The following is a 26,540-nucleotide window of genomic DNA, read 5'->3' on the forward strand; positions in this document are numbered from 1 at the left end:
GGTACCCAGCTTCAGGATCGGCATCAGTTTCAGGCCCAGTTGCAGGAACAGGCCAACGCCGAGAATCAGGACCAGCATCATCGGTCCCCAGACGATACCGTTGATACTGCTGATGATATCGGTAAGTGCTTGCATCGTTTTTCCTCATCATTGTTGTTATAAGCGCCCGCTCGTCGAGGAGGGGCGGAGTGAGTCGCGACGGGCAAGTCCGCCGCGACCCGGGCACCGGGGGTACCTGTCATAGAGGGTGCGCCCCGGCTATCGGTGGTGAGTGGGGAGACTCACAGCACCAGAATTGCTTCTACCTCCACGTCCACCGCCTTGGGCAGCTCTTTGACGCCGATGGCGGCGCGGGCCGGATAGGGGGCGTCGAAGTAGCGCATCATCACCTCGTTGACCGCGGCAAAGTTGGCCAGATCGGTGAGAAAGATGTTGATCTTGACGGCGTCGGCCAGGGAACCACCGGCCGCGCTAGCCACGGCGGACAGGTTCCTGAAGACCTGCTCGGCCTGCGCTTCGAAACCGCCACTCACCACCTCCATGGTGGCCGGGTCGAGCGGGATCTGGCCGGACAGGTAAACGGTGTCGCCGGCCTTGACGGCCTGGGAGTAGGGGCCGATGGCGGCCGGGGCGTCAGGGGTAGAGATAATGGTTTTTGCAGTCATCTGTGAGTTCCAGTCATCTTTGAGTTCCAGTCATCAGTGGTTACAGGGGTGCTTGGAATCAGTCTTGTGGCACGGCCGCGATCACCGACATCTCCACCAGCAGTTCCGGGCGAGCCATCGCCGCTTCCACGCAGGCGCGCGCCGGTGCCAGGCCTTCCGGTACCCAGGCGTCCCACACCGCGTTCATGGCCTGAAAATCGGCCATGGTCTTGACGTAGATAGTCACCGATAGCAGTTTGGTTTTGTCGCTGCCGACCGATTCCAGCAGATCGTCGATCTTCTCCAGCGTGGTGCGGGTCTGCTCGCTGATGTCGGCGCTGGCATCCTTGGCTACTTGGCCACAGAGGTAGACCGTGTGGTTGTGGATCACCGCACGGCTCATGCGTGGCTTGGTTTCGAAACGTTGAATCATGCTGCTTGGGTCGCTCGTTTGGTGGGTTTCAGGCCACGGTAGCGGCTGGCGTCGAGACCGGTGGGGTCGATGCCGGTCTTGCGACCGCTGATGATGTCTGCCAGCAACTGGCCTGAACCGCAGGACATGGTCCAGCCCAGAGTGCCGTGACCGGAGTTGGTATAGAGGTTGGGGTAGCGGGTAGCGCCGATCACCGGCGTGCCGTCCGGGGTCATCGGGCGCAGGCCGGTCCAGAAGTCCGCCTGCTCGACGTCGCCGCCATCGGGGAAGATATCTTTTACCACCATGGTCACGGTGGCGCGGCGCTGGTCCAGCAACTCGTCGCTGAATGCCGCCAGCTCGGCGGTGCCGGCAACGCGAATGCGATCGTCAAAGCGGGTCATGGCAACCTTGTAGGTTTCGTCCATTACGGTGGAAACCGGGGCCGCCTCGGGGTTGGTGATCGGTACGGTAAGGGAGTAACCCTTGACCGGGAAGATCGGCAGGCGCACGCCGACTTTATCCAGCAGCGGTGCGCTGTAACTACCCATGGCGACGACGTAAGCGTCGGCGGTCTTGGTACCGGCACTGGTCTTGACGCCGGTGATTCTGTCGCCGTCGGTATGAATGCCCAGAACGTGGGTGTTCATTTTGTAAGTAACACCCATGGTCTTGGTCAGCTCGGCCAGTTGCTGGGTAAACAGCAGGCAGTCGCCGGTTTCGTCATTGGGCAGGCGCAGGCCGCCGACGATCTTCTCCTGAACCCTTGCCAGCGCCGGCTCGGCGGCGATACAGCCAGCGGTATCCAGGGCTTCATAAGGAACGCCGCAGAGCTCCAGGACTTCAATATCCTTGGCCGCGTCTTTGACCTGCTTGGCGGTACGGAACAGCTGCAGGGTGCCCTGGCTACGGTTTTCATAGCGGATGCCGGTATCCTGGCGCAGGTCGACAAAACAGTCGCGGCTGTACTCCGCCAGACGCATCATCCGCTCTTTGTTGATGCTGTATTTGGTGCTGGTGCAGTTGGCCAGCATCTGCGCCATCCATTTCCACATGGTCGGGCTGATCAGTGGCTGGATCTTGAGCGGCGCATGTTGTTGCAGCAGCCACTTGGCCGCCTTCATCGGTATGCCGGGGGCTGCCCAGGGGGCGGAGTATCCGGGGGAGATCTGGCCAGCGTTGGCAAAGCTGGTCTCAAGCGCAGGTTGTGCCTGGCGGTCGATAACAGTGACTTCGTGCCCCTGTTGGGCCAGGTAGTACGCGCTGGTCACGCCGACCACGCCGCTGCCGAGGATAATTATTTCCATTAGATACTCGCTCCAAAAAGGCAAACAATGATTTATGCCTTGTGACAGGAACGACTATTGTAAAAACGGTCGGCAAGAAAATGTTTTTGAAAAAAAGACAAAGGCGGGTTATAAAACTGATTATTTTCCAATAAGCAGATAAAAATAACGACAAATGGCTAAACAACGAAAGCTTGACCGAATAGACAGAAATATTCTCAGGCAGCTGCAGCAGAACGGACGGATGTCCTACGTTGACCTGGCTGCCGAGGTGGGGCTCAGCACCACCCCCTGCCTGGAGCGGGTACGCCGGCTGGAAAAAGACGGCGTGATTAAAGGGTACACCGCCATCCTGGAGCCGCGCCACCTGGAAGCCGGCTTATTGGTGTTCGTGGAGATCAGTCTGACCTACCGCTCCGGTACCGTGTTCGAAGACTTCAAGCGCGAAGTACTGAAACTGCCCAACGTAATGGAGTGCCATCTGGTCTCCGGCGATTTCGATTACCTGATCAAAGCAAGGATCAGCGAAATGTCCGCCTACCGCGAACTGCTGGGCGAACTGCTGCTGGCGCTGCCCAACGTCGACAAATCGCGCAGCTATATCGTCATGGAGGAGGTGAAAGAGACCTCCAATATCCAGGTGCCGGCGTTCAAGCGCGAGGATTGATGCGCGTTCAGATCTGCTGTCGGTCGGTCCAGTCTCGCAGCTGCTCCAGAATACAGAGCGCGCTGCGGCCAAAGTCAGTGATCGAGTAGGACACCGCAATCGGCCGGGTGGTGATCACCTCACGGATGACCAGCCCCTGCGCTTCCATCTCTTTCAGCCGCTGATCCACCATCTTCTTGCTGGCGCCGCCGAGCTGGCGCGCCAGTTCGTTGAAGCGCAGCGGTCCATCCTTCAGGTGCCAAAGAATCGAACCCTTCCACTTGCCACCGATCAATCGCATGCCGCGTTCAATGGGGCAAGGCTCGGTGCAGGTTTTAGCGGGTTGCGGCGAAGTTACAACTGTATCAACAGGCATGAGCAACAAAATTATTCTAGGTTACAAAAAGTATACTGATTGATATTAGTTTCCTTTGGGTCCATAAAGCAAGGGTCAACACTGCAGGGCTCGCCAAGCAGCTGCCCGCAATCCCATTCCTGAACCGAGGATACTGATTCGATGAGTACGCTCTTTTCTCCCCTGCGCCTAGGCGCGTTGGAACTTCCCAATCGCGTGCTGATGGCACCGCTGACCCGCTGCCGCGCTGATCAAAACCACGTGCCCACCGAACTGATGGCACAACACTACGCCCAGCGTGCCGCTGCCGGGCTGATCATTGCCGAAGCGACCATGGTGATGGAGGGCCACTCCGCGTTTTGGCGCGAACCCGGTATCTACTCCGAGGCGCAGGTTGCCGGCTGGCGGCGGGTGACCGACGCCGTGCATGCTGCCGGTGGCCGCATCGTGCTGCAGCTCTGGCACGGCGGCCGCGCTTGTCATCCGGCGCTCAACGATGGCCGCGAGGCGGTGGGCCCCAGTGCCATCGCTATCACCAATGACGAGGTGCATACCCCCGAGGGCAAACAGGCATACACCGTGCCGCGCGAGCTGGCCGACGACGAACTACCGGCGATAGTAGCCGGCTTTTCCCGGGCGGCGGAAAACGCCAAGCGCGCCGGCTTTGACGGGGTGGAGGTGCACGGCGCTAACGGCTACCTGCTGGATGAGTTCCTGCGTGACGGTGCCAACCACCGCGGTGGTCCCTATGGCGGGCCGCTGGAGAACCGCGCGCGGTTGCTGCTGGAGGTGATCGAGGCGGTGACCCAGGTCTGGGGCAGCGACCGGGTCGGGGTGCGGCTGTCACCACTCAACAGCTTCAATAGCATGCACGACAGTGATCCGGTAGGGCTGGCGACCTGGCTGGCCAAGCGCCTTAACGATTTCAATCTGGCCTACCTGCACCTGATGCGGGCTGATTTTCTTGGCGAACAGAGTGGTGATGTGGTGACCCCGGTGCGTGAGCACTACCGAGGCAAGCTGATTCTTAACATGGGCTATGACGGCGACGAAGCCGCCGGGGTCATCGAAGCGGGGCACGCCGATGCGGTGGCGTTTGGGACCGCGTTCCTGGCCAACCCGGATCTGCCGGAGCGGTTGCGTCAGCGGGCAGCGCTGAACGAGCCGGATCCGACGACGTTCTACAGCCAGGGGGCCGAAGGCTATACCGATTACCCGACCTTAGGTGCTGATCAGAGCTGATCGTTCTGTGGGGGAGGCCTGATGCGGGGCCAGGAATCGCGGTTGTCGGCGCTGAGCGGACTTTAGTTCCGGGCCGACCGGTATGGATTTAAAGCTCATTATCGGCGCTTTTTGACAGTCCCTGTTCCGCCCACCCGGGCGGGTCACTTTTTATCAGTCGTGATAAAAAGTAACCAAAAAGCACTCGCCCACGAAAGTCGCCCTGCGGGACCTGCGCGCTGACGCCACTTGAGGGGCACAACAGAATGGCCCTCCCTGGCCATACTGTTGCGGCGGCGGCCATCCCGGCGTTCATTCGCTACATCCCTGTAGCTCACCCTTCGGGCAGCCTGTGGCTGTGCAAATGGGCAATCCTGCCCATTTGTGCCCCTTACGGGCTGAAACCCCCAAGTGACGCCAGTGCTCGTCGACTTTCTAACGGGCACGGGGTGCCAGCCGCAACAGTGAGTCTGGTTCGCGTCACGTATGCAAGTGGACCGACTTGTTACCGATGTCCCTTAACCGATACTCGATATAGCTACCGGGCTGGCCGGCAGCTCCAACTCCCCCTTTTACGCAGCCGGAGCAGGGTGCGAAGAATCCGATTAAGGCCCGCAGGGGCGAGCGCTGGATGCGCGAAGCGGCGGCAGTATGGCCAGGGACGGCCATTCTGACGATCCCCGGATTGTTCGTGCCTTGCGCAGGGAATCGGCGCAGCCGACAAGTAAGCGGGGGCGGTTTTCTTTTGATTCGTTTTCTTTGAGCGTTCAAAGAAAATGAATGCGCCCGGGTGGGCGCAATAGAGGGTCAATGCCGACGCGGTAACGAGCTAAAACTTCAAAAAGCTGAGGCCAACGCTACTAGCAAAAACGTCCGCTCCGCGCCGATTTTAGCCCCTGCGTCACTGGCGCAGAACCAAAAAAAAGGCCTTCATTTGAAGGCCTTTGATCGTTTTAGCGGCGGTAGCGTCGGGCCAGGCCGAGCAAGGCCAGACCCACCAGCGCGATAGTGCCGGGCTCCGGTACCTGCGCGGCGGCTGCCGGTGTGCTGAGGGTAAAGTTATCGATCTTGTGGTAGTTGGTCAGTCCGCCGGTGGCGCCGGTAAAACCGAAGTGTGCGTCAAAGCCGTTGTAGCCGGCGAGGGTCGTGTTCAGCATCAGCACGCTGTCGAGGAATACCGACAGTGTGCCTTGGTTGAAGTCGATATCCACATGGTGCCAGTTGGTGTCTTCAAAAGACGCAGCCGCCGACGGGGAGATGACGTTGGTCCAGTCATTCTGAAGCACATTGATATTGTTACCCACCGGGTAGGTATCGAACGCCACAGCGTAGCCGGTGAAGCCGGAAAATCCGAGCCCGCTGCCGCCCGAGCCAAGTCCGGGAGCGGTGACCCAGGCGAAGGTCAGGCCGTCGGCCCCGGAACCACCGCCGGCGACAAAGTCAAAGCTGGCGCTGAAAATCGACGCATCAACCTGCTGATTCAAGAAGAAGCTGCCGGTACCAACGGTATTGGGCGACAGATCCATATGCGGGGTGGGGTTGCTGCCGTAGCCGCCGCCGTTGTGGGCGGTAGCCCCGAACGCGGTGAAGTCGCTGCCCAACCCGGCATCAAAGTCATACGAGAATACGGTAGCCTGGGCGGCGGAGCTGGCCGCAAGCAGGGTGCACAAAGTGATCGCTTGGTAGGTGGTTTTCATAGCCTTGAGGGGTCCGTCGGTTCACTAACAATGGTCTTTACAAGGCAATATCCGTTCCTGCTTAAGTAAACGACTGTTTTATAATAGCTGTTGTTTTGTAGGTGATAAATATCATCGCCAAAGACGGGTGTGGTGTAAAAAATACCGACAGTTCGGCGCTCGGTGGCGGTTGCGCCCGGCAAAAAAAAAACGGCGGACTCCAGGTCCGCCGCTGTTGTCCCTCAGATCAGGCTTACTGGGTCAGCGCCTGCTCGATAATCTTCGGCAGCTCCTGCGCTGCTTCATGCAGGTGCTGCTTCTCGCCGTTAACGAAGAACGTCGGGGTGCCGGTGACACCCGCAGCGATCGCCTGCTGCTCTGAACGCTTGACCTTGGCGGCGGTGGCGTCGTCGGCCACGCACTGGTCAAACGCGGCCATATCGAGCTTCAGTTCGCTGGCAATCTGGCGTGCCGATTCGTGGGTCAGGCTCTCCTGCCGGGCAAAGGCTTCGTCCTGGTAGGCCCAGAACCGGCCCTGGGCATCGGCGCAAACCGCGCCTTCAGCGACCGTGCGGGAGATGCCGGAACGGTTGATGGGAAAGTCCATGTACACGAACCTGACCCGATCCAGATACGGCTCCAGCACCGGCTTGAGGCTGACATGGGACGCCTTGCAGTGGGGGCACTGGTAGTCAGCGAACTCGACAATAGTGACCTTGGCGTTTGCCGGGCCCTTGCTGGGGTAGCCTGCGGTATCGATCTCGACGGCGGCCGACTTGGGCGGCTCGATATGCAGGGTCAACTCCTTCAGCGAAATCAGTTTCTGCAGCAGCGCCTGCTGTTCGCGCTGCTGGGCCGCCTGGGTCATGTAGTTGCGAATGTCGTCGCGGACGTTTTCATAGGCGCCGTTGATGGCGGCCCGATTGGATTCGTAGAAACCGCGCATCTGCTCCTCTGTGGGTGACGGTACCGCGAACAACCGCTCGGCAACCTGCTGCTTGGTTTCGTTATTCTTGGCCGCCTGCTGTTCGATGTAGAGCTCCAGTGCTGCCGCCTGTGCTACCGCCTTGCGGTTGTTGTAGGCTTCCATTTCGCTCTGGAACAGGGGCTGGCGGTAGCGCGCCGGCAGGTCGGTACTGCTATAGCTCTTGCCTGCCAGGGTAAACAGTGCGTTGCTGTGTTGCGCCTCTGGCTGTTTGCCGGGCTGCATCACCATAAACACGGTGCCTGCCAGCAGCACCAGCGCGGTGATGATGTTGAGGGGGGTAAGGTTGCGCTTCAGCGCTGATTCGTCGCTCATGGTACGGGTTCCGTCGTACGTTAGTTGTTGCCGGCGGCCACTGTAACAGCAGCGGCTGCATTTCGTCTAAGCCTGTGAGCGAAAACAGCGCAGAGGGTTCCCCATGTTTGGACTGATCCAGCTTGGACGCGGGTTGCTGGTGGCACTGTTGCTGCTGCCGCCGGCCGCCGGCGCGGCAACCCTGAACGGCTTTGACCTTGATGATGCCTCGATTCCGGCCGACGAGATCCGCGCCGGCGGTCCACCCCGTGACGGCATCCCGGCCATCGATGCACCGCGTTTTGTCGGTGCCGCTGAGGCCCGCTTTCTAACTCCGCACAGCCGCGTAATCGGGGTAGCGATAAACGGTGATGCCCGCGCTTATCCGATCGCCATTCTCAACTGGCATGAAGTGGTTAATGATCGCCTCGGTGATACCAATCTGGTGGTCACCTACTGTCCCCTCTGCGGTACCGGGGTGGTGTATCGCGCCGAGCAGGATCAGCGGCTGCTCAGCTTCGGGGTTTCCGGGCTGCTCTACAACAGTGACGTACTGCTCTACGATCGCGAGACCGAATCGCTCTGGTCGCAGCTGCTGCATGGAGCGATCAGCGGTCCGCTCAAGGGCGCGGAGCTGGTGCAGTTGCCGTCGCTGCTGACCAGTTGGAGCGATTGGCAACGGCGCTACCCCGCCACCCGGGTGCTGTCTACCGACACCGGCTATCGGCGCAACTATGAGCGCAACCCCTACGGCGGCTACGACGAGAGTCTGGCGCTCTATTTTCCGGTAGCGTTTCTGAGCCAGCAGTTTCACCCCAAGGAGCGGGTACTGGGGGTGGAGCGGGCTGGGGTCGCCAGAGCCTACCCTTTTTCCGAACTGGCCAAACTCGGCAACATCGGCGAGCTGAGCGACCAGCTGGGTGATGAGGTAGTGCGGATCCGCTACGACGCTGAAGCACGCAGCGCCGAGCTGCTCGATGCCGGCGGCCAGCCGCTGGCGGCGATCAACGCCTTCTGGTTTGCCTGGTATACCTTTCACCCGGACACCGAGGTCTATCGCGCGCCGCGGAGCGACGACGCGCGCTAGTACTCAGCCGCTCAGGCCGAGGGTGACTCCGCCTGCGCCGGGTAAACCGCCGCTTCCAGCGTTGCCAGCCGCTGCTGCAGTCGTTGCGGGTCGGGATCCTGCAGGTTCAGGTGGCCGATCTTGCGGCGTGGTTTCAACTGCTTGTTGTACAGGTGCAGCTGGATCTCGCCGCTGCCGGCTAGGTGGTCCGGCGGTAGCTGACCCAGCAGGTTGAGCATCGCCGCATGGGCCAGCGGTTGGGTTGGCCCTAGCCCGCGGCCGCAGATGGCGCGCAGGTGGTTCTCGAACTGCGAGCAGACCCCGGCAACCTGAGTCCAGTGGCCACTGTTGTGTACCCGCGGCGCCAGTTCGTTAACCAGCAACTGGTCACCCACCACGAAGCACTCGATCGCCAGTACGCCAACGTAGTCCCAGTGCTGCAACAACCGTTCTGCCAGCTCACGGGCCTGTTGTTCCAGCGCCGGGGTTAGCGCCGGTGCCGGTGCTTGCGAGCTGACCAGAATGCCCCCCTGATGGCGGTTTTCGGTCAGCGGGTAGCAGGCTTCGGTGCCGCTGGCGGAGCGTACCGCGATGATCGACAGCTCGCGGCTAAAGGCTACCTGCGCCTCTACCACCAGCTCCGGCCAGCACTCCAGCTGCGCGATCAGCGCGTCACGATCGTTGTCGCTGGTCAGCCGCCACTGGTTCTGGCCGTCATAACCCTGCTCGCAGGATTTGACGAACACCGGATAGCCCAGTTCAGCGACCGCCGCGCACAGCGTGTCGGCCGAGTTAACCCGCCGGAACGGGGCCAGCGCGATCCCCCGCGATTGCAGGAACGCTTTTTCGCGCCCGCGGTGCTGGCACACAGCGATGGCGTCAGGGTCGGGGTACACCGGACACCACGGGCGCAGGCTGCGCAGCAGCTCCGTATCCACTTGCTCGCGTTCCACCGTAACGACGTCGGGGCGGCCCAGAGCCTCATAGAGCGCCTCCGCCGTCACTGCCGGCGAACGCTCCACCACCGCACCAAGCCCGGCGACGCAGTCGCTGTTCTCGCCCGCTTCCGCCAGAAAACTGAAACGCAGCCCCATGGGCCAACCGGCCAGCGCCATCATCCGGGCCAGCTGGCCGCAACCGATAATCGCAATATGCATCATTCCACCTCGTGGGGGATGCTGTCGGTCTGGCGCGCGCGCCACTCCTGCAGCCGCTGGCTCAGGCCGCTGTCAGCCAGCGCCAGCATCTGCGCCGCCATCAGCCCGGCGTTATAGGCGCCGGCTTCGCCCACCGCCTGGCAGGCCACCGCCACGCCGCGCGGCATCTGTACCATCGACATCAGACTGTCCATGCCGTTGAAGTGGCGGCTGGATACGGGCACCGCGATCACCGGCAGATGAGTCATCGCCGCGGCCATCCCGGCCAGGTGGGCCGAACCGCCGGCACCGGCGATGATCACCTCGATCCCCTGCACGTGGGCGCTGGACGCAAACCGGTACAAGCGCTCCGGCGTGCGGTGGGCCGAGACCACACGGGTTTCGTAACCGACGTCGAGCTCGTCGAGAACCCGGGTAGCGGCCTGCATGGTGGTCCAGTCGGACTGGGAGCCCATAATGATGCTGACGCGGACCGGGAGGGAGGACTGGTTCATGGTTGTTGCTCCATCGTGCAAAGAGGTTAAGGGGTCAAATGGCTGATCAGCGCGCTGTAGAGCGGAATGCCCACCAGCACGTTAAAGGGGAAAGTGACCGACAATGAGGCGGTGATCGACAGGCTCTGGTTGGCGCCGGGCAGCGCCACCGACATCGCTGCCGGCACCGCGATATAGGACGCGCTGCCGCCGAGAGTGGCGAGCAGGATCATGCCCCCGGTCGACAGCCCCAGCAGTGCGGCCAGCAGTGCGCCCAGAGTGGCGCCCAACAGCGGCATCAGCACGCCAAAGCAGCTGATGAACGAGCCGTACTGGCGCAGCGAACCGATTCGCGATGCGGCCACCCGGCCCATCTCCAGCAGGAACAGCGCCAGTACGCCATGGAACAGGGTGCCAAAGAAGGGCAGCAGTTTGTCGGCACCGGAACCGGCCAGGAAGCCGATCAGCAGCGAGCCCACCAGCAGCAACACGCCCTGGTTGAGAAAGATCTCCCGCACCACCTCGCCGCGGTTGCGACCGCCGTTGTCAGCGCGCGCCAGCCACAGCCCCACCGCAATGGCGGGGATCTCCAGCAGTGCGACAAAGAGGGCAAAATAGGGCTCGTAAGAGATATTGCTCGCTTCCAGCAGTGCCAGCGCTACCGCGAAGGTGGCGATACTGACCGAGCCGTAGTGGGCCGCCATGGATGCCGCATCCACCCGCGACAGGCCGCCGAACCAGCGCAGCAGCGGGAACGCCACCAGCGGCAGCAGGGCACCGAAGGCGATTACCGCCAGCGACTGCCACAGCAGCGCCAGGCTGGCGTGGCTGGCCAGCGCGATGCCGCCCTTGAGGCCGATCGCCACCAGCAGGAACAGAGTCAGGCTCTGGTACAGCCCCTTGGGCATCCTGATCGGTGCTTTGACCAGCTGGGCCAGCGCGCCGAACAGGAAAAAGGCGGCAACCACGTCGATCTGCATCGCCCGCCCCTTAGCTCGCGTTCAGGCCGGTTTGCAGGCGCGGTGCGTCTGCCGCGCCGCGTGCATTCAGCAGGCGCAGGCCGCCACTGCCGACCGCCAGCAGCGCCGCCACGCCGATCAGCCCCCAGCCGGGCAGGCCGTTGCCCAGTAGCAGGATGCCAAGGGCGAGCAGCAGGGCGATGCAGCAGAGTTCAAAGGCCAGAGTCTTGTTCATCGTCGGCTCCTTGTGGGTTGCTTCAGATCCCGTGAAACGGGGTCGGGAGTGGAATGGCGCCGATGATGAACTGAAATTAAAATAGATAAAAATCGATAGTTTTTATATTTTTAATAGACATATATCTATTTGCCTTGTGCAGGAGGGCGTTATGTCGCGTATCTCGGCCCGGATCGGTACCTTGAGGCAGCTGGAAATCGTGCTGGCGGTGTACCAGCAGGGCTCCATCACCGCTGCTTCCCATGCGTTGCACCTGACCCAGCCGACGGTGTCGATGCAGCTGAAGAAGCTGGCCGACGGTGTCGGCTCACCGCTGTATGACACCGTGGGGCGCTCGCTGGTGTTCACCGAGGCGGGGCTGGCGGTGGTGGAGAGTGCGCGTGAGGTGCTGGCCTGTATCGATCGCCTGGGCATGACTCTGGCCGACCTGCAGGGGATGAAAGCCGGTACCCTCAGGCTGGCGGTGGTGACCACCGCCAAGTATTTCATTCCTCACCTGCTGGGGGACTTTCTCCGCCACTATCCGATGATCGATGTGGACTTCAAGGTGGGCAACCGCCAGCAGATCATCGACCGCCTCGGCGCCGGCGAGGATGACTTTTACGTGTTCAGCCACCCGCCGCAGGATCAGGAACTGGCGCTGCACCAGTTTGTGCCCAACCCGCTGGTGGCGATCGCGCCGCTGCATCATCCGCTGGCCGGTGCCGGCGAGCTGGATCTGGCCGAGTTCGCCCGCCAGCCGTTTTTGAGGCGGGAACTGGGGTCCGGTACCCGCCACGCCATTGAGCGTCATCTGCAGCAGGCGGGGGTGACCCTTAACGTGCGCATGACCATCGAGAGTAACGAGGCGATCAAGCATTCGGTGATGTCCGGGCTGGGGGTTTCGATCCTGTCCCAGCACACTCTCGGTTTTGGGGGCAGCAGCGGACTGGTGACCCTGCCGGTGAGCGGGCTGCCGATCAATACCCAGTGGTTTCTGGCACGCCTGCCCGGCAAACAGATGTCGGTAGTGGCGCGCACCTTTCTGGAGTATGTCGAGCAGGAGGGGCGGGGCAAGCTGCTGGGGGATATGGCCGGTTGAGCCCGGTCCCTCTGCGCGGGAGTGGCCGTCTGGCTGGCATATCCCGGGAGCACCGGTATACCCCGGCTGTTGGTTTTTTGACTGGCGTCACATTAGTGACTGATTTTGCACACAATGGCCGCGGAATTGATAACAATGGCCGGCAGCAACTTTTTGGGACAGGAATGGTGTCGTGGCAGTACGGCTGAAAATTCGCGGTAAACTGGTGCTCAGTTTCAGCGCTGTTATGGTGCTGGTGCTCAGTGGGCTCGGCTACATCACCTATCTCACCTTTGCGGACTCCATCCACAGTCACAAAGAGGAGATTGCGTCGCTGAAGTTGGAGGCGATCGGGCTGGGTGCGGCGGAATCGATCACCCGCTCAGAGCTCGCTTTCAATCAGGCCGTGGTTGAGCTGATCACGACCGAAGCAGCCGTTGATGCGCTGCGATCGTCATCGGTTACCAGCCTCGGGCTGCTGAATGCGGCGGATCAGTGGGTCGAACGGGCAGGCTCCGCAGGCGCCCTGTCAAACGCGCTTGCCGGCGGATCAGGCCCCAACGCGGGGGTGATCTTCGGCGATGACGCGATCATCTACCTCGGACCCTGGTTCAACCATAGCGTCCATGGCCGGGTGCGGGCGCTGGCCAGTGTTCCCTACGAGCAGATATTCGATCAGGTCGTTGCCGCCGCCAACGCCGACACCGCCGACATCTTTATCGCCCGGGGCGATCATCTGCTGACCCATGAGAATGAGGAGAGCTTCGACTACCGCCAGATAGCCGCGCTGCAGTCGGATCCCGCCTATGAGGCCCGCCTGACCCGGCTCGGCAGTTTCTACGCCATGCGCAAAACCCTGGCCTCGGTCGATCTTGATATCTGGTATGTGCTGGAAGAGAGCGTCTATCTGGAATCGATCATCGAGCTCAAGAACCGGGTGATCGCCGCCACGGTGATCATTCTCTGGGCATCGATCTGGATCGTACTGATCGTGGCCTACCGGATCGCACGCCCGATCCGTGACCTCACCGACGCCACCAAGGATATGCAGGAGTCCGAATACTCGGCCCCGCTCAACTACAAGAAGACCGGCGATGAAGTCAGCGATCTGGGCCAGCGCTTTGAAGAGATGCGGCTGCATATCGAGGGCTTGATCTCCCGCGATCCGCTGTCGGGGCTGTTTAACCGGCGTTACCTGATGCACGCGCTGGAGATCGAAATCAACAAGGCCAAACGCGGAGAGCAGCCGCTCTGCTGTCTGATGATGGACCTGGACCACTTCAAGAACGTCAACGACACCTACGGCCACCAGTGTGGCGACAAGGTGATTCAAACTACCGCTGAGATCATCCAGCGCAGCCTCAGAAACTACGACATCTGCGCCCGCTACGGCGGTGAAGAGTTTGTGGTAATCCTGCCGATGACCACACTGCAGGCGGCCAAGGAGGTTGCCGAACGGATCCGTGAAACGGTCCAGAACAGCCCGGTAGAGTGGGAGGGCGAAACCATCTCGCCCACGGTGAGTGTCGGCGTCTCAGTATTCGCGACCGCGAGTGACGACAGCAACGGTGAGGTGATGATCGGGGTCGCGGACGAAGCGCTCTACCTGGCCAAGCGGGCCGGACGCAACTGTGTGATGGATGGCACCAGCGTGGCTAATCTGATGGAGTAAAAGGGGGTGGGCTCAGGCGCGGTAACATCTCCGGCGCCCGAGCAGGCTGGTCAAGGGTTTGCTCAGCTCTTGGGGCAGGTGGTGACACCGATCAGGGCGTACAGCGGACAGAAACGCAGCAGGCCGGTGATCAGCGGAACAAAGGCAAAGAAACCGATAATGGTCTTGGGCAGACCCTCAGACATGATCGGGTTATCGACAAAACCGAGATAGAGCAGCGCCAGCGCCAACACCAGTCGAACAACCATATCGGCAACACCTACGTTCCTTTTCATACGAGCCTCCAGCGAGTGAAATAAAACAATCAGATAATCAGGATACCGCCAGAATAGCCAGCGACAGCAAACCAAGGCAGATGCAGCAGGCTCCGGCGATTTTTACGATTAAGGGCAGGTCATTGAGTTTCATCAGTGGACTCTAACGTAGCGCTGCCGTTTGTACTGTTGACCGGGATCAAGGCCTGGAACGCTGGGAAGGATTTAACGTTGGTAAAACCATGGAGCTGCGCCGATGCCGCCGGATCCACAAGGGAGACTCCACTATGGCAGCCACATTGACCAGAAACGAGCGCAACCGGGCGCTGGACATGCTGCTGATCGCCCGGATGCAGCATACCCGCTGGGTGGCAGAGGTGAAGGAGAACCGGATCCCGCAGGTTGAGGGAGATCCCACCCGCTGCGAGTTTGGTCGCTGGCTGCTCGGCTCGCAAGAGACGCTGGCAGGCTTTGACGCCTTCCGCGCGCTGGAACAGCCCCACACCGCACTGCATGATGCCTACAAGCGGCTACTTAAAAACCCCGCTAACGATGCCGAGCGCCAGGCTGTGGTCGACCACTCACGGGAGCTGATCGATAACATCGACCAGCTGGAGAACGCACTCAACCGGGCCCGGGTTGAGGCGGACTAAGGCGCAGTCACTGCTTTTTTATTGATAGTGTTGGCCGTGTTAACGGTACGTTAAGTACCGCAAGGATGCTTTTTTATCAGCCCGACCACAGGGAAGGAGGTCGACCAATGAAAACCTACCAGACGGCGATTGCAGCGCTGCAACAGGCCAAAGAACAGCACCAGCAGTGGGTCGCCGAGGTGATTAACAGCCCGCTGCCCAAAGTCGAACATAACCCGCTGCGGTGTGCGTTTGGCCAGTGGTTGCAGGCCAGCGAGGCGGAGCTGGGTGAGCTGGCCGAGTTCCGCGCGCTGGATGAACCGCACCGCAAGCTGCATGAGGCCTACACCCTGATCAGCCAGACCCCGGGGCTGGACCTGCTGGAGCGGGAAACCCGTTACCACTCAACCCTGTTGATCGAGCGGATCGACGCGCTGCAGGCGGCGCTGGAAGCCTGACCTTGCTGACGCCAGTAGCCCGGGCCGCAACGGCCCGGGCGGTTTGCCTGTCAGGGTGCCAGTGAACCGATTCCGGTGACCGAGAACCAGGCCCCGCCGGGGGAGGTGATAAACACCATTGGTGCCACGCAGGGATCCGCCAGCATATCCTTGGCTTTGATGTGAGCGTCACCGTTGGCGGGGTTGCCGATCATTACCTCGGCGCCGTTGCCGGAGATGCGGTTGACGGTGGTGGGGTTACCGTCACTATCCACCGACAGACAGCTGACCACGGCGCGGAAGAAGGGCGCGGGGTTGAAGCCGGCACCGTCGGATTCGGGGATGATCAGCCCTTTTACCCGTACGTCCAGACGCCCTTTCTGATCCAGGGTGCCTTTGGCCATCTCCAGTACCCAGGGGCGGCCACCGCCGGGCACACCGCGAATGGCGTTGGCGCCGCCGAGGTATTGGCCATCGACGCCGATCATGGAGTGAAAACGGACCACCGCCTCGCCGGAGGCCTGAACTGGGGCGCTGACGGCGGTGAGGGTGGCGAGCAGGGTTACAGTAAGCAGAGGTAGTCGCATAACAGTTCCTCCCTTGGAAGGGTGCGCCGGCGGGTGTTTGTGTCTGCCGACGGGTGAGGGGCCAGCGGCGCGGGTGTTGCGGTGTGGGATTGGTGCCGGTGGTGTTTAGTCAACGCCGTGAGCGTTGGAATATTCCATCGCTGGCTTGGCTGCTCTGAGTTTTAAGCTGATTAATGTGCGGTGCGAGCGTCTTGGTTGCGCCCATTATGGAGGTGTTTCTGATTCGGCGTTTTGAGCTGATTAGCGGCGTTGCTTGAAAGCCTCTGTTCCGCCCACCCGGGCGGGTTCATTCTTTGTCAGACGCGACAAAGAACGAACCAAGAAAACGCTAACGGTGCTTTATGCCCCCTGGTTCCGCCGCCCTGCGGGTTCACTGCGCGCGGAGCGAAGAATCCGGGGATCGGCAGAGTGGCCATCCCTGGCCACGCTGCCGCCGCTTCGCGCATCCGGCGCTCGCCCCTGCGGGCCTTAATCGGATTCTCCGAGCCGTGCTCGTCGGCTCCAAAGGGGCTAAGTCGCAGCCGCAACACCGCATATCCCTGATAGTTAGTTGATAAAACAATAGGTGCCGCTTGCACCCCTGGCCCTCTCGAAAGCCGACGAGCACTGGACTCCCTTGAGGGTTTAAGCCCGGAGGGGCAAGGCCGGGATGGCCGCTGCCGCAACAGCATGGCCAAGGATGGCCATTCTGTTGTGCCCCTCAAGGGAGTGCAGCGCGCAGGTCCCGTAGGGCGGGTTTTGTGGGCGAGCATTTTTTTGCTTCGTTTTTTGATGCGACTGTCAAAAAATGAAGGCGCCCGGGTGGGCGCAACAGCAGCTTACCAGCCACTAAATCAACGAGCTAAAAACTCCCAACTCCCAGCCAACAACATCAAAACATCAATCCCCCAGCCACTGATACATCACCAACGCATCCACATACCCCTTAACCGGATGGTTAAACGCCTTCGGTAAGCGCCCCACAATCTCGAACCCCAGCTTCTGCCATAACCGCACCGCGCCTTCGTTGGTGGCAGCAACAAAGTTGAACTGCATCGCCCGGTAGCCGAACCGCCGCGCCTCTCGCAGCGAATGCTGGCACAGCGCGCTGGCCACCCCCTGACCACGGGCGCTGCTGGCGACCATATAACCGCAGTTGCACACGTGATCACCGGGGCCGGCCTGATTGGTCTTGAGGTAGTAGGTGCCGACGATCTGGCTGTTCAGCTCCGCCACGTAGGTCTGGCGTGGCCGCTCCATCCACAGCCGCTGGGCCTCGGCCTTGTCGCAGTCGCGCGGGTAGGCGTAGGTCTCGCCGGCGCGGACGATCTCCGCAAAGATCGGCCAGATGGTGTCAAAGTCGGCGGCGGTGGCTTGGCGGATCTGCATGGTGGTTCCCGGTCGGTGTGAGTGGTAAGTGGAGGTAGTGTAACGGTTATTTAGCCACAACGGATATGCGGACACGCTCTGGTATGTTTGTTCCAATTCACTTAGAGTCGGGGAATTAGGGGGGCGTCTGTGGTGCTAGTCACCGCGGTTAAGCTGTCCCCATTTGCCAGCTCACATCAGGGAGGAGAAGAGCGGTGCCACTGACAGTACGCTTTTCATCCGTTGAAGTTTGTCAATGTCTCCTGAGCGGGCCCTGTTGCCAGGGCTTTGTCCTGTTTAATGGAAGTGCTTTCTCCGTAGGCGGCAATATTGATAACACATTCAGTATGTTACGAGTTGGTGAATTGTAGTGCTTCTGAAACAATGGCACTCCTGATAATAATTGTCATGGGACTTTGTCCTCATAAACGAGCTGTTATACGAAATCACATATATGATATTCCCTAGGGAACCTACGATTAAGCCCCGCCTCCTGAACTGCTCCGCTACTCAAGCCGCATTTGCGGCGTAATAACTCTATTTTTGATCATTTATCACCGCCTGCATGCCGATTTCCCGGCATACAGGCGGATCGACCCTACGCCCGCAACATCTGATCCACGCGAACGACGTTCGCCAAGGCGAACAGCATGGCTAGTTTGCTGTCGTTTTTCATCAAGCCGCGGTAGCGCGCTTTGGTAAAACCAAACTGGCACTTGATGATCCGAAACGGGTGCTCGACCTTGGCTCGAATGCTGGCCTTCATGTACTCCATGCTCAGTTTGACTTTGTTGATGCGCGGGTGCTTTTTCAGCCCTCTGACCGTTCCGGGTGGTTGGGCAATGTGCCAGTCGAGGTCTTTATGCTTGAGCGCTGCACGTTTCTCCGCACCGCGGTAACCGGCATCAGCAAAGACATACCCCTCTTTACCATGAAGCAGGTGATGCGCTTGGTTGAGGTCGTGTTCGTTGGCGGCGGTAGTCGTAAAACTGTGCGTCAGGCCCGTTTTTGCATCGACGCCGATATGCGCCTTCATACCGAAGTGCCACTGATTTCCTTTCTTGGTCTGATGCATCTCAGGGTCACGGTCACCCGACTTGTTCTTGGTTGAGCTGGGCGCTTCGATGATGGTGGCGTCCATTAACGTGCCTTCCTTCACCAGCACGCCCGCTTCGCTCAGCCAGGCAGACACTTCTTCAAAGATCTTGCGTGACAGACCTTGCCGTTCAAGCAGATGGCGGAAGTTCATAATGGTCGTGTGGTCTGGAATCGCTTTGTCGAGCGACAACCCGGCAAACAACCGCATCGATGCAATCTCGTAAAGTGCATCTTCCATGGCCGGATCACTCAGGTTATACCAGTGCTGCATGCAATGGATGCGTAGCATGGTCGCCAACGGGTAAGGGCGACGACCGTTTCCAGCCTTGGGGTAATGGGGCTCAATCACTGCAATCAGGCGGGACCAGGGAATCAGCTTTTCCATCCGTCCGAGAAACTTCTCTTTGCGGGTCTGGCGGCGCTTGCTGTTGAACTCGCTGTCAGCGAAGGAGAGTTGGTGGTCCATGGGTGGCCCTCAGCACATCAGAATGCGGATTGTCTCATGCTGAGGGACTTAATCGCATGTTCCCTAAGCCTCCCGAACCACCTCAAAGCTTTGACGATGAGGTGCCGTTTTAGTGCTAACAAGGCGCTCAACACTCAGCCCAGCTTCGCTGGTCTTGGACTGTCGCGGCTGCGGAGCGCCAGCCCGTTAGCGCGGCGTTAGATTCGCCAATATTCCCGCTTAAAAGAGCCCGCATCAGCCCCAAAGCCTGATGCGGCTCCCCATCCCCACCTCAATACGTCTTATACGGCAAAAACTTCCCTGACATCACCACATGCACCCGATCCCCCTTGGGGTCCGGCTCGCGCTGCAGGTCCATGGAGAAATCGATGGCGCTCATAATGCCGTCGCCAAACTCCTCGTGAATTAGCTCTTTCAGGGTGGTGCCGTACACGTTCACCAGCTCGTACCAGCGGTAGATCAGCGGATCGGTGGGTACGGCGGTGGGAAGGGAGCCCTTGTAAGGCACGATCTGCAGCCAGGCCACCGCCTCGTCGGAGAGGCCGAACAGATCGCCGACCGCTTCTGCTTGCGGCTTGTCAAAGGCCATCTGCCCCAGACAGGCGGCGGTGCTCCACTCCTTGGATTGGCCGACCACCTCGGCCACTTCACTCCACTTGAGGCCCTTGGCCACTTTGGCGGCGATGATCATCTCGGTCACTTGTTCGCGGTTACTGATCATGGTGCGTTCCTCTTCTGCGTTGATTCGTAATGTGGTGTCTTTTTAACTGCCGGTCAGCTGCGCCAGCAGCACCACCACCGTCACCGCCAGTACTGCCGATACCCCCTGCCAGAAGCGCAGCGGATGGCGCTGCATCAACGGCGGGCGGCTCTGGCGCAGGTAGCGGCGGTTGGGGTGGCGGAGGTCATAGATAAATTCCGACAGCTCCTGGGTGCGCTTGTAGGGGTTGGGGTGCAGGGCATGGCGCAGGGTTTCGTCCACCCAGCGCGGCAGGCTGCGCAGCTTGTCGTTGTTGGCACTGTCGCTGTCACCGTCGGTCAGCTCATCACTGCCGTAGGCCAGCGAGCGGTAGCGCAGCTTGTGCTGCTGGGCCTGGGTACGGCACTTGGCCACCTCCATGCCATAGGGGAACTGCCCCGACAGCAGGTGGTAGGTGAGCACCGCCAATGAGTAGAGGTCCGAAGCGCGGCTGCCCAGTTCGCCCAGAAACTGCTCCGGCGCGGTGTAGAGGGCGGTGCCGAGTACGGTGGGTTCCGGCGCTTCCAGGGCGGCCTCTTCGATACCGGCCACCAGGGCGGAGCCGAGATCGATCAGCTTGACCGTGCCGCTCGCGTCGATCATCACATTGTCCGGCCGCAGGTCCTGGTGGATGATCTCGGCCCGGTGCAGCGCCTGCAGGCCGCGGGCGATCTGCTCGACGATGCCGCGCACGGTTTCCAGCTCCGGCTCTGGGTTGTCGATCATCCACTGGCGCAGGGTCTGGCCGTCGATATATTCCGATACGGTGTAGAGGTAGTTGCGCGGGCGCTGGCTGGCGCCCGCCTTGATCACGTGGGCGCTGTTGACCCGCCGCGCGATCCACTCCTCCCGCAGCAGCCGTTCCAGATAGGCCGGGTCGCCGCCGAGGTCGATGGAAGGGGTCTTGAGAATGACTTGCTCGCCGCTCTGTTCATCCAGCGCCAGATAGATATGGCTGCGGCTGGTAGCGTGCAACTGGCGGCTGATGCGGTAGCCGTCGAAGCGGTCGCGCGCCTGCAGGCTGGGAGGCAGCGGCAGCATGTCCACCTGCTGACTGAGGTCGGCACCGCGGCTGGGCAGGGCGTCCACCCGCACCAGTTGCACGGTGAGGTTGTCGTCGCTGCCCGCTTCCAGCGCGGCGCGGGCCAGTAGTTCGGCGTGCAGGTCGAGGTCGCTGGCCTCCATGCCGTTATGGCGGTCCAGCAGTTCAATGATCTGTTCGCTGCTGAGCTCTTCATGGACGCCGTCGGTGGTGAGCAGAAAGCGGTCGCCGGCTTGCAGCGGCAGGCTTTGGTAGTCCACCGCTATCTGCTCGTCGGCACCGAGGGCGCGGCTGAGGTAGCTTTTTTGTTCACTTAACCAGACCCGATGGTCGCGGGTGAGCTGTTCCAAAGCGCCACCCCGCAGCCGGTAGATGCGGGAATCCCCCGCGTGGAGGATATGGGCGCGGCCACCCTTGAGCACCAGCGCGCTGAGGGTGCAGACGTAGCCCTTGTCCTTGTGATAGCGGAACGGGCTGTTCTGGGTTTGCGCGTACAACCAGGCGTTGGTGGCGCGCAGCACCTGCGATCCGGCGTGTTGAACGCTCCAGGCATCGGAGGTGCAGAAATAGTCGTCGAGAAAACTTTTGACCGCGGTTTCGCTGGCGATCTGGCTGACGCTGCTGGTGCTGATGCCATCGGCGATGGCGAACGCGGCACCCTTGAGGGTCAGTTGTGGCTCGCTCGGGATCAGGCTGCCGTGGCAGTCCTGGTTCTCCGCCTTGCGACCGGCGTCGGAGTAGTGGCCGCAGCTGAGGGCCAGTGACGTGGTGCGGGGTGAACAAAGGGCGAGGGAAGCCTGGGTCATGATCGGGAACTCGTTGAGCTAGCGGATCAGAAAAAGGGGCTCCAGCCTGCCCCGGGAAGAGCAGCAGGCCGGAGCGGGGGCCACTTAAGCGAGGGCTGACTCAGCGGCGGTTTTTGCGGGCTTTCCCAGTTCGCGGGTCTTGGAGGTGCGAACGTGGGTGAAGTAGAGCGGCAGTCCCACTAACAGCACGCCACCAAACAGGTTGCCCAGCGCGGTGGGCAGTTCGTTCCAGATGATGTACTGCATGAAGGTGAAGTCACCGCCCATGATCATGGAGAAGGGGAACAGGAACATGTTGACGATGGAGTGCTCGAAGCCCATGAAGAAGAACAGCATCACCGGCATCCACATGGCGGCCATCTTGCCGGTGGCGGAGGTGGAGATCATCGCGCCGACCACACCCATGGAGACCATCCAGTTACACAGCATGCCGCGGATAAAGATGGTGAACCAGCCGGCCACACCGTGCGCTTCGTAACCCAGGGTACGGGACTCACCGATGGTGCTGACCTTGGCGGCAATGGCGCCACCGTCAGTGTTGTAGCCATAGGTGAGGATGAACGACACCATAAAGGCGGTGGTCAGTGCACCGGCGAAGTTGCCGACAAACACCAGCCCCCAGTTGCGCAGCATCTGCTGCATGTCGCAGCCGGGGCGCTTGTCCAGCAGCGCCAGTGGTACCAGGGTGAACACCCCGGTGAGCAGGTCGAACTTCATCAGGTAGAGCATGATAAAGCCGACCGGGAACAGACAGGCGCCGAGGATCGGTGAGCCGCTCTTCATCGCCACGGTGATGGCGAACACCGCCGCCAGACCGAGAATGGCACCGGCCATAAAGGCGCGGATCAGGGTGTCCTTGGTGGACATGTGGATCTTTTCTTCACCGGCATCGACCATCTTGGTCACGAATTCGGACGGGATTAAGTAAGCCATACTTTTCACCTCGTTGGGATTTGGAAAGTGTCATTCCGGGGCGGTGGTCAGCGAGTTTTTCAAGGCACAAAAAAACGGCGTCCATACTCTGCCTGTTATCTCGGTGGAGAACTCAGGTGAGTGATGGACGCCGTTATCCAGTACTGCTCGAATTGTCGCGGGCCGCCGTGGCCCAAATGCTGGTTAACCCAATGCAGGGCTGATGCCAACTTTGATAAAAATCATCCTATTTTACTTAAAACAAGGGGTTAGTGGGTGGTTGGCAGGGGGGTAAAGCAGTGGCGGAGCACCGCAGTTGTGCGCATTACTGGTGCGCGCTGGGGCATTGGTGCACTGCGGAAGATCGTTTTTGGGGCTGCGATGGGCGGCGTAAGCCGGTGGTTGCGGATAGCGGCAGGCCCAGCGCCGCTATCGCCAGATCGCGTGCAGCAGCTGTTCTACCCGAGTGTAACGGGCCGGCAGCGGGCGGTGCTTTTTGCGGGTCAGATAGATCGGTTCCTGTACCGGTTGCGCCAGCGGCGCGACGGCCAACCGCTCGGGCTGGCTGAAGGCGTTTACCGCTGACTGCGGTAGCACGGTAAAGCCGAGCCCCTCCGCCACCGGCAGCAGAATCTGCCCCAGCTGGTTGATATAACCCGCCTGCGGCAGCGCCGCCATACCAGTGAACTGATCGGGGTAGTTGGCCTCCAGCAACTGGATGGCGTAGTGGTGACCGTCGGGGTGGTTGATAAAGCCCAGTTTAAGGAGGCTGTCCCAGTCGCTGGCGTGGTCGGCGGGCAGGATCAGGCAGAGGCTGTCTTGGCCAATGGGGTGCTGGCTCAGCGACGGGTCGCTTAGCGGTTGGGTCAGCAGGCCAAGGTCGATCTCGTTGGTGCGCAGCTGTTGTTCGATCCGTTGATTGGGGGCGGCCTCAATGCTGACGCTAAGGCGCGGATACTGGTGTTGCAGGTCGAGCAGGCGCGGGTAGATCTGTAGCGCCATGGCACCGGAACAGGCGATGCGAATCGCGCCCTGTTCGGCGCTGTCGTCATCCAACTGTTCGCGCAGTGCCTGTTCGGCGCGCTGCTGTTCCAGCGCGTAGCGGTAGAGGGATTCGCCCGCGGGGGTCAGTTCGAACTGCTTGCCGTGACGGTTGAGCAGCGGCTGGCCGAGCTGGGCTTCCAGCTTCTTGATGTGCTGGGTAACGCCGGGTTGGGTCATGTACAGCGCTTCGGCGGTACGGGTGAAGTGGCCGGTTTCCACCAGCCGGACAAAGGTGCGCAGCAGCAGGGGGTTGATCATGGGGTGGCTCGCTGTGACAAAGGCTCTCTGGCGGAAAATAGCGCATAACAAAAAATAATCAAAAGCATCATAAATGATAATTTCACCAGCAGGAACTGCCGCCCTACACTGCGCCCGTGATTAACCATCAACGGGAGCCTGCCTAATGACTATCACCGCTAACGCGACCGCACCGGTCTATCCGCGCACCTTTTCCCACATCGGCATCTCGGTGCCGGATCTGGACGCCGCCGTGCGCTTCTATACCGAGGTGCTGGGCTGGTACCTGATCATGGAGCCCACCGAAATCGTCGAGGATGACAGCGCCATCGGCGAGATGTGCAGCGACGTGTTCGGTCCCGGCTGGGGTTCATTCCGTATCGCTCACCTGTCGACCGGCGACCGGATCGGGGTGGAGCTGTTCCAGTTCGCTAACCAGCAAAACCCGGAGGATAACTTCGAGTACTGGAAAACCGGCATCTTCCATTTCTGTGTGCAGGATCCGGACGTGGAAGGTCTGGCCGACAAGATCGTCGCGGCCGGTGGCAAGAAACGGATGGCCAAGCCGCGCTACTACTACCCGGGCGAAAAGCCCTACCGCATGATCTACATGGAAGACCCGTTCGGCAACATTCTGGAGATCTACAGCCACAGCTACGAGCTGCACTACGCCAGTGGTGCCTATAACTGAGCCGGATGACTGGCAGCGAGGCGCCGGCCGCGGGGCTGGCGCCTGACGGCGATGATCATCAACTCTGCCCCGGGAAATGTCGGTTGGAGCGTTCTCCAGCCTTGCATGCGCGCGCCGAACACCGCCCCCGGGTAGTAAAGTCAACGCGATGCCAGTTAGAGTAGCGGCTGAACCGGAACAGAGCGCCTCAAACGGTTCGCGGTTGAGGCGGTCACAGGGAGTGATCATGCAGAAACAACTGCTGGGATTTTTTGCCGCGACCCTGCTCGGTGGCTGTGCCTCCATCGCGTTGGAAAACCCCGACAATGCGGTGCAGGTTGTTTACGACCGGCAGCCGCTGGTTGGCTGTGAGCCGAAAACTACTCTGGTGGGATCGGCGGGCAACTGGTTCCGCTACTGGTTTACCAGCAACCGCGATCTGGGCTACGGCGCCTTCAACGATCTGCGCAACCAGGCGGCGGCCATAGGCGCCAACCGTTTGTTGTACGTTGAACGTTACGAATTCACCACCTCGGTGACGGTGATCGCCAAAGCCTATGCTTGCCCCTGACACCGTCGCACTTTCAGTGGAAAGATCGGAATGAGTATTCGCGCTAACCGTGCCGACGAGCTGGACGCTATCTTGTCGCTTCATCGGGCTGCCTTCCCTGCCGAAGAGAGCGCGTCCATCGTTATGCTGGTCGAGGCGATGCTGGGTAAGCCGGAAACGCCGCCGGTGCTGTCACTGGTGGCTGAAGCTAACGGCCAGCTAGCCGGACACGTGGTGTTCAGCCCGATCAGTCTTGATTCAGCGGATGATGGCTACATTCTGGCGCCGCTGGCGGTCTCCCCGGCGCTGCAGCGCAGTGGTCTGGGAACGCAACTGGTCAACGCGGGGCTAGCGCAACTCAAGGCGGCCGGCGTGTCGCTGGTGCTGGTGTACGGTGATCCGGCCTACTATGGCCGGTTTGGTTTTACGGCCGAGGCGGCGGAACCTTATCGGGCGCCCTATCCGCTGCAGTACCCCTTCGGCTGGCAGGCGCTGCTGTTGTCCGCAACCACACCGCCGGCGGCGCCGGTGGTGATCCGTTGCGTCGATGCGCTTAACAATCCGGCGCTCTGGTAGCTACCGCTACTCCCCCCTCGCTGCACTGACCACGGCCATCGCTGTGGTGGGCCGTTGCGCATTCTCCACCACCCTGCCCAGGTAGATCAGCGTAGGCCCGCTGAGGTGGTTCTCTCTGGCGGCCTCGGCCAGTCGACCAAGCGAGGTATGGACGCAGCGCTGTTGCGGCGTGGTGCCATTCTCCACCAGCAGGGCCGGCCAGTCGGCGGGCAGGCCGTGACGCTTTAGTTCCTGGCTGATAGTGGTCGCCATCGACAGTCCCATGTAGAACACCAGGGTTTCGTCGCGGCGGGCGAGGTCGGCCCAGTCGATGGGACGGTCGTCACAGCTGTGGGCGGTGATGAGGCGCAGCCGTGGGGCGGTTTGGCGCTCGGTCAGCGGAAAGCCAACGCTGGCGGCACAGCCGGCTGCGGCGGTAATACCCGGTACCAGCGAGAAGGGGATCCGCTGTTGGCGCAGCGCCGCCATCTCCTCGGTGAGGCGACCGAACACCAGCGGGTCGCCTCCTTTCAGCCGCACCACTCGCTGGCCCTGTTGCGCCAGCGTCACCAACAGCTCGCAGATAGCGTTCTGACTCATCGCGTGGTGGCCCTTGCGTTTGCCCACGTAACGCAGCGGTATGTGGGCCGGAAGCTGATCCAGCAGTGCCTGACTGACCAGCGCGTCGTAGACGATCACGTCGGCTTGCTGCAATAGCCGCCAGCCCTTGAGGGTCATCAGCTCCGGGTCACCGGGCCCGGCACCCACCAGATCGACACGGCCGTCGCGCGGGCGGGACGCAGTGTCCCGTTGTTGCCGGGAGGCGGAATAGCGGCGGCTTTCGCCAAAGCCAAAAATCATACGGGCGCTGCGCAGCAGGCTGACAGTGTTCATAGCGGTGGCCTCAAAAAAAACGCCCGCACCCTCACGCGGTGGCGCGGGGTGCAGGCGTCGTTACCTGTGGGGGCGTGGCGATGGTAGCGCTCCCCCGTGGCGATTGAGTGAGATAAAGCAATTTGGGTG

29 protein-coding genes and 1 pseudogene are annotated in these 26,540 nt (G+C 61.1%); 10 read left to right on the forward strand and 20 right to left on the reverse strand.

What is annotated here, in order from left to right; genetic code table 11:
- The 4 genes and pseudogenes from JJQ76_RS17970 to JJQ76_RS10405 all read right to left on the reverse strand — a co-directional run.
- A pseudogene (locus tag JJQ76_RS17970) lies at positions 1-135 on the reverse strand (sodium:alanine symporter family protein); the annotation flags it as partial.
- Between the two features lie 146 nt (positions 136-281).
- Entirely contained in the window at positions 282-665 is a 384-nt protein-coding gene (locus JJQ76_RS10395) for a RidA family protein (protein ID WP_210396766.1), read from the reverse strand.
- 58 nt (positions 666-723) lie between these two features.
- A complete protein-coding gene (locus tag JJQ76_RS10400) occupies positions 724-1,077 on the reverse strand; it encodes a RidA family protein (protein ID WP_210396767.1) in 354 nt (117 codons plus the stop codon).
- On the reverse strand, positions 1,074-2,363 hold the full coding sequence (locus JJQ76_RS10405) for a D-amino acid dehydrogenase (RefSeq protein WP_210396768.1): 1,290 nt from the start codon (positions 2,361-2,363) through the stop codon (positions 1,074-1,076). The genes JJQ76_RS10400 and JJQ76_RS10405 overlap by 4 nt, the downstream gene beginning before the upstream one ends.
- Before the next feature lie 154 nt (positions 2,364-2,517).
- On the opposite strand from JJQ76_RS10405, the gene JJQ76_RS10410 reads away from it, so the two are divergent.
- Entirely contained in the window at positions 2,518-3,009 is a 492-nt protein-coding gene (locus JJQ76_RS10410; RefSeq protein ID WP_210396769.1) for a winged helix-turn-helix transcriptional regulator, read from the forward strand.
- A 7-nt stretch (positions 3,010-3,016) separates the two neighbouring features.
- On the opposite strand, the gene JJQ76_RS10415 is transcribed toward JJQ76_RS10410, so the two are convergent.
- The gene (locus JJQ76_RS10415) at positions 3,017-3,289 is read right to left on the reverse strand and encodes a winged helix-turn-helix transcriptional regulator (protein WP_246480571.1); all 273 of its coding nucleotides are present in this window, start codon (positions 3,287-3,289) and stop codon (positions 3,017-3,019) included.
- 216 nt (positions 3,290-3,505) lie between these two features.
- On the opposite strand from JJQ76_RS10415, the gene JJQ76_RS10420 reads away from it, so the two are divergent.
- Positions 3,506-4,585, forward strand: a complete 1,080-nt coding sequence (locus JJQ76_RS10420) for an alkene reductase (protein ID WP_210396771.1) — start codon at positions 3,506-3,508, stop codon at positions 4,583-4,585.
- Between the two features lie 932 nt (positions 4,586-5,517).
- Here the strand turns inward: JJQ76_RS10420 and JJQ76_RS10425 are convergent.
- Positions 5,518-6,261 carry a PEP-CTERM sorting domain-containing protein gene (locus JJQ76_RS10425; RefSeq protein ID WP_210396772.1) on the reverse strand — a complete coding sequence of 248 codons (744 nt, stop codon included), beginning with the start codon at positions 6,259-6,261 and terminating at the stop codon, positions 5,518-5,520.
- 232 nt (positions 6,262-6,493) lie between these two features.
- Positions 6,494-7,540, reverse strand: a complete 1,047-nt coding sequence (locus JJQ76_RS10430) for a DsbA family protein (RefSeq protein ID WP_210396773.1) — start codon at positions 7,538-7,540, stop codon at positions 6,494-6,496.
- 103 nt (positions 7,541-7,643) lie between these two features.
- On the opposite strand from JJQ76_RS10430, the gene JJQ76_RS10435 reads away from it, so the two are divergent.
- Positions 7,644-8,606 carry a DUF3179 domain-containing protein gene (locus JJQ76_RS10435; RefSeq protein ID WP_210396774.1) on the forward strand — a complete coding sequence of 321 codons (963 nt, stop codon included), beginning with the start codon at positions 7,644-7,646 and terminating at the stop codon, positions 8,604-8,606.
- Positions 8,607-8,617: 11 nt separating this feature from the next.
- On the opposite strand, the gene JJQ76_RS10440 is transcribed toward JJQ76_RS10435, so the two are convergent.
- From JJQ76_RS10440 to JJQ76_RS10455, 4 genes are read right to left on the reverse strand one after another with little or no spacing between them, the layout of a single operon-like run.
- Positions 8,618-9,745 (reverse strand): 5-(carboxyamino)imidazole ribonucleotide synthase, encoded by a 1,128-nt coding sequence (locus JJQ76_RS10440; RefSeq protein WP_210396775.1) that lies wholly within the window; start codon positions 9,743-9,745, stop codon positions 8,618-8,620.
- Complete coding sequence (gene purE / locus JJQ76_RS10445; RefSeq protein ID WP_210396776.1) at positions 9,742-10,236, reverse strand: 5-(carboxyamino)imidazole ribonucleotide mutase; 495 nt, start codon at positions 10,234-10,236, stop codon at positions 9,742-9,744. The genes JJQ76_RS10440 and purE overlap by 4 nt, the downstream gene beginning before the upstream one ends.
- Positions 10,237-10,262: 26 nt before the next feature.
- On the reverse strand, positions 10,263-11,195 hold the full coding sequence (locus JJQ76_RS10450; protein WP_210396777.1) for a sodium-dependent bicarbonate transport family permease: 933 nt from the start codon (positions 11,193-11,195) through the stop codon (positions 10,263-10,265).
- A gap of 10 nt (positions 11,196-11,205) precedes the next feature.
- The gene (locus tag JJQ76_RS10455; RefSeq protein ID WP_210396778.1) at positions 11,206-11,409 is read right to left on the reverse strand and encodes a hypothetical protein; all 204 of its coding nucleotides are present in this window, start codon (positions 11,407-11,409) and stop codon (positions 11,206-11,208) included.
- Between the two features lie 151 nt (positions 11,410-11,560).
- Here JJQ76_RS10455 and JJQ76_RS10460 point away from each other — a divergent pair, with 151 nt between their 5' ends.
- Together JJQ76_RS10460 and JJQ76_RS18255 are read left to right on the forward strand one after the other, a co-directional pair.
- Positions 11,561-12,490, forward strand: a complete 930-nt coding sequence (locus JJQ76_RS10460) for a LysR family transcriptional regulator (RefSeq protein WP_210396779.1) — start codon at positions 11,561-11,563, stop codon at positions 12,488-12,490.
- A 172-nt stretch (positions 12,491-12,662) separates the two neighbouring features.
- Positions 12,663-14,141, forward strand: coding sequence for a GGDEF domain-containing protein (locus JJQ76_RS18255; protein ID WP_210396780.1), 1,479 nt, complete (start codon positions 12,663-12,665; stop codon positions 14,139-14,141).
- 62 nt (positions 14,142-14,203) lie between these two features.
- Here JJQ76_RS18255 and JJQ76_RS10470 read toward each other — a convergent pair whose 3' ends face one another.
- Complete coding sequence (locus JJQ76_RS10470; protein ID WP_210396781.1) at positions 14,204-14,416, reverse strand: YgaP family membrane protein; 213 nt, start codon at positions 14,414-14,416, stop codon at positions 14,204-14,206.
- A gap of 266 nt (positions 14,417-14,682) precedes the next feature.
- Here JJQ76_RS10470 and JJQ76_RS10475 point away from each other — a divergent pair, with 266 nt between their 5' ends.
- Both JJQ76_RS10475 and JJQ76_RS10480 read left to right on the forward strand, forming a co-directional pair.
- A complete protein-coding gene (locus JJQ76_RS10475) occupies positions 14,683-15,048 on the forward strand; it encodes a CZB domain-containing protein (protein ID WP_210396782.1) in 366 nt (121 codons plus the stop codon).
- Positions 15,049-15,155: 107 nt separating this feature from the next.
- Positions 15,156-15,485 carry a CZB domain-containing protein gene (locus tag JJQ76_RS10480; protein WP_210396783.1) on the forward strand — a complete coding sequence of 110 codons (330 nt, stop codon included), beginning with the start codon at positions 15,156-15,158 and terminating at the stop codon, positions 15,483-15,485.
- A gap of 50 nt (positions 15,486-15,535) precedes the next feature.
- Here JJQ76_RS10480 and JJQ76_RS10485 read toward each other — a convergent pair whose 3' ends face one another.
- The 7 genes from JJQ76_RS10485 to JJQ76_RS10515 all read right to left on the reverse strand — a co-directional run bounded on the left by JJQ76_RS10485 (position 15,536) and on the right by JJQ76_RS10515 (position 23,763).
- Positions 15,536-16,051, reverse strand: a complete 516-nt coding sequence (locus tag JJQ76_RS10485; RefSeq protein WP_210396784.1) for a hypothetical protein — start codon at positions 16,049-16,051, stop codon at positions 15,536-15,538.
- 879 nt (positions 16,052-16,930) lie between these two features.
- Positions 16,931-17,419 (reverse strand): GNAT family N-acetyltransferase, encoded by a 489-nt coding sequence (locus JJQ76_RS10490; protein ID WP_210396785.1) that lies wholly within the window; start codon positions 17,417-17,419, stop codon positions 16,931-16,933.
- 577 nt (positions 17,420-17,996) lie between these two features.
- Positions 17,997-18,962 carry an IS5 family transposase gene (locus JJQ76_RS10495; RefSeq protein WP_210396786.1) on the reverse strand — a complete coding sequence of 322 codons (966 nt, stop codon included), beginning with the start codon at positions 18,960-18,962 and terminating at the stop codon, positions 17,997-17,999.
- Positions 18,963-19,233: 271 nt separating this feature from the next.
- Positions 19,234-19,683, reverse strand: coding sequence for a cyanase (cynS, locus tag JJQ76_RS10500; RefSeq protein WP_210396787.1), 450 nt, complete (start codon positions 19,681-19,683; stop codon positions 19,234-19,236).
- Positions 19,684-19,725: 42 nt separating this feature from the next.
- Complete coding sequence (locus JJQ76_RS10505; RefSeq protein ID WP_210396788.1) at positions 19,726-21,549, reverse strand: bifunctional protein-serine/threonine kinase/phosphatase; 1,824 nt, start codon at positions 21,547-21,549, stop codon at positions 19,726-19,728.
- A gap of 84 nt (positions 21,550-21,633) precedes the next feature.
- Positions 21,634-22,482, reverse strand: coding sequence for a formate/nitrite transporter family protein (locus JJQ76_RS10510; protein WP_210396789.1), 849 nt, complete (start codon positions 22,480-22,482; stop codon positions 21,634-21,636).
- 408 nt (positions 22,483-22,890) lie between these two features.
- The gene (locus tag JJQ76_RS10515; RefSeq protein WP_210396790.1) at positions 22,891-23,763 is read right to left on the reverse strand and encodes a LysR family transcriptional regulator; all 873 of its coding nucleotides are present in this window, start codon (positions 23,761-23,763) and stop codon (positions 22,891-22,893) included.
- A gap of 145 nt (positions 23,764-23,908) precedes the next feature.
- Between JJQ76_RS10515 and JJQ76_RS10520 the strand changes: the two genes are divergently transcribed.
- From JJQ76_RS10520 to JJQ76_RS10530, 3 genes are all read left to right on the forward strand, one after another.
- The gene (locus tag JJQ76_RS10520) at positions 23,909-24,433 is read left to right on the forward strand and encodes a lactoylglutathione lyase family protein (RefSeq protein WP_210396791.1); all 525 of its coding nucleotides are present in this window, start codon (positions 23,909-23,911) and stop codon (positions 24,431-24,433) included.
- 226 nt (positions 24,434-24,659) lie between these two features.
- Positions 24,660-24,983 (forward strand): DUF4156 domain-containing protein, encoded by a 324-nt coding sequence (locus JJQ76_RS10525; RefSeq protein WP_210396792.1) that lies wholly within the window; start codon positions 24,660-24,662, stop codon positions 24,981-24,983.
- Positions 24,984-25,013: 30 nt separating this feature from the next.
- Positions 25,014-25,538: a GNAT family N-acetyltransferase gene (locus JJQ76_RS10530; RefSeq protein ID WP_210396793.1), complete on the forward strand. Its 525-nt coding sequence runs from the start codon at positions 25,014-25,016 to the stop codon at positions 25,536-25,538.
- Positions 25,539-25,544: 6 nt separating this feature from the next.
- On the opposite strand, the gene cobA is transcribed toward JJQ76_RS10530, so the two are convergent.
- The gene (gene cobA / locus JJQ76_RS10535; RefSeq protein ID WP_210396794.1) at positions 25,545-26,411 is read right to left on the reverse strand and encodes a uroporphyrinogen-III C-methyltransferase; all 867 of its coding nucleotides are present in this window, start codon (positions 26,409-26,411) and stop codon (positions 25,545-25,547) included.
- Positions 26,412-26,540: the final 129 nt, after the last annotated feature.

This window comes from Motiliproteus sediminis (assembly GCF_017912535.1).
Taxonomy (GTDB): Bacteria; Pseudomonadota; Gammaproteobacteria; order Pseudomonadales; family Balneatricaceae; genus Motiliproteus; species Motiliproteus sediminis.

Bases quoted from the DNA above. Each gene is read 5' to 3' on its own strand.
- JJQ76_RS10395 (WP_210396766.1), bottom strand. From the start codon at position 665: ATGACTGCAAAAACCATTATCTCTACCCCTGACGCCCCGGCCGCCATC.
- JJQ76_RS10400 (WP_210396767.1), bottom strand. From the start codon at position 1,077: ATGATTCAACGTTTCGAAACCAAGCCACGCATGAGCCGTGCGGTGATC.
- JJQ76_RS10405 (WP_210396768.1), bottom strand. From the start codon at position 2,363: ATGGAAATAATTATCCTCGGCAGCGGCGTGGTCGGCGTGACCAGCGCG.
- JJQ76_RS10410 (WP_210396769.1), top strand. From the start codon at position 2,518: ATGGCTAAACAACGAAAGCTTGACCGAATAGACAGAAATATTCTCAGG.
- JJQ76_RS10415 (WP_246480571.1), bottom strand. From the start codon at position 3,289: ATGCGATTGATCGGTGGCAAGTGGAAGGGTTCGATTCTTTGGCACCTG.
- JJQ76_RS10420 (WP_210396771.1), top strand. From the start codon at position 3,506: ATGAGTACGCTCTTTTCTCCCCTGCGCCTAGGCGCGTTGGAACTTCCC.
- JJQ76_RS10425 (WP_210396772.1), bottom strand. From the start codon at position 6,261: ATGAAAACCACCTACCAAGCGATCACTTTGTGCACCCTGCTTGCGGCC.
- JJQ76_RS10430 (WP_210396773.1), bottom strand. From the start codon at position 7,540: ATGAGCGACGAATCAGCGCTGAAGCGCAACCTTACCCCCCTCAACATC.
- JJQ76_RS10435 (WP_210396774.1), top strand. From the start codon at position 7,644: ATGTTTGGACTGATCCAGCTTGGACGCGGGTTGCTGGTGGCACTGTTG.
- JJQ76_RS10440 (WP_210396775.1), bottom strand. From the start codon at position 9,745: ATGATGCATATTGCGATTATCGGTTGCGGCCAGCTGGCCCGGATGATG.
- purE (WP_210396776.1), bottom strand. From the start codon at position 10,236: ATGAACCAGTCCTCCCTCCCGGTCCGCGTCAGCATCATTATGGGCTCC.
- JJQ76_RS10450 (WP_210396777.1), bottom strand. From the start codon at position 11,195: ATGCAGATCGACGTGGTTGCCGCCTTTTTCCTGTTCGGCGCGCTGGCC.
- JJQ76_RS10455 (WP_210396778.1), bottom strand. From the start codon at position 11,409: ATGAACAAGACTCTGGCCTTTGAACTCTGCTGCATCGCCCTGCTGCTC.
- JJQ76_RS10460 (WP_210396779.1), top strand. From the start codon at position 11,561: ATGTCGCGTATCTCGGCCCGGATCGGTACCTTGAGGCAGCTGGAAATC.
- JJQ76_RS10470 (WP_210396781.1), bottom strand. From the start codon at position 14,416: ATGAAAAGGAACGTAGGTGTTGCCGATATGGTTGTTCGACTGGTGTTG.
- JJQ76_RS10475 (WP_210396782.1), top strand. From the start codon at position 14,683: ATGGCAGCCACATTGACCAGAAACGAGCGCAACCGGGCGCTGGACATG.
- JJQ76_RS10480 (WP_210396783.1), top strand. From the start codon at position 15,156: ATGAAAACCTACCAGACGGCGATTGCAGCGCTGCAACAGGCCAAAGAA.
- JJQ76_RS10485 (WP_210396784.1), bottom strand. From the start codon at position 16,051: ATGCGACTACCTCTGCTTACTGTAACCCTGCTCGCCACCCTCACCGCC.
- JJQ76_RS10490 (WP_210396785.1), bottom strand. From the start codon at position 17,419: ATGCAGATCCGCCAAGCCACCGCCGCCGACTTTGACACCATCTGGCCG.
- JJQ76_RS10495 (WP_210396786.1), bottom strand. From the start codon at position 18,962: ATGGACCACCAACTCTCCTTCGCTGACAGCGAGTTCAACAGCAAGCGC.
- cynS (WP_210396787.1), bottom strand. From the start codon at position 19,683: ATGATCAGTAACCGCGAACAAGTGACCGAGATGATCATCGCCGCCAAA.
- JJQ76_RS10505 (WP_210396788.1), bottom strand. From the start codon at position 21,549: ATGACCCAGGCTTCCCTCGCCCTTTGTTCACCCCGCACCACGTCACTG.
- JJQ76_RS10510 (WP_210396789.1), bottom strand. From the start codon at position 22,482: ATGGCTTACTTAATCCCGTCCGAATTCGTGACCAAGATGGTCGATGCC.
- JJQ76_RS10515 (WP_210396790.1), bottom strand. From the start codon at position 23,763: ATGATCAACCCCCTGCTGCTGCGCACCTTTGTCCGGCTGGTGGAAACC.
- JJQ76_RS10520 (WP_210396791.1), top strand. From the start codon at position 23,909: ATGACTATCACCGCTAACGCGACCGCACCGGTCTATCCGCGCACCTTT.
- JJQ76_RS10525 (WP_210396792.1), top strand. From the start codon at position 24,660: ATGCAGAAACAACTGCTGGGATTTTTTGCCGCGACCCTGCTCGGTGGC.
- JJQ76_RS10530 (WP_210396793.1), top strand. From the start codon at position 25,014: ATGAGTATTCGCGCTAACCGTGCCGACGAGCTGGACGCTATCTTGTCG.
- cobA (WP_210396794.1), bottom strand. From the start codon at position 26,411: ATGAACACTGTCAGCCTGCTGCGCAGCGCCCGTATGATTTTTGGCTTT.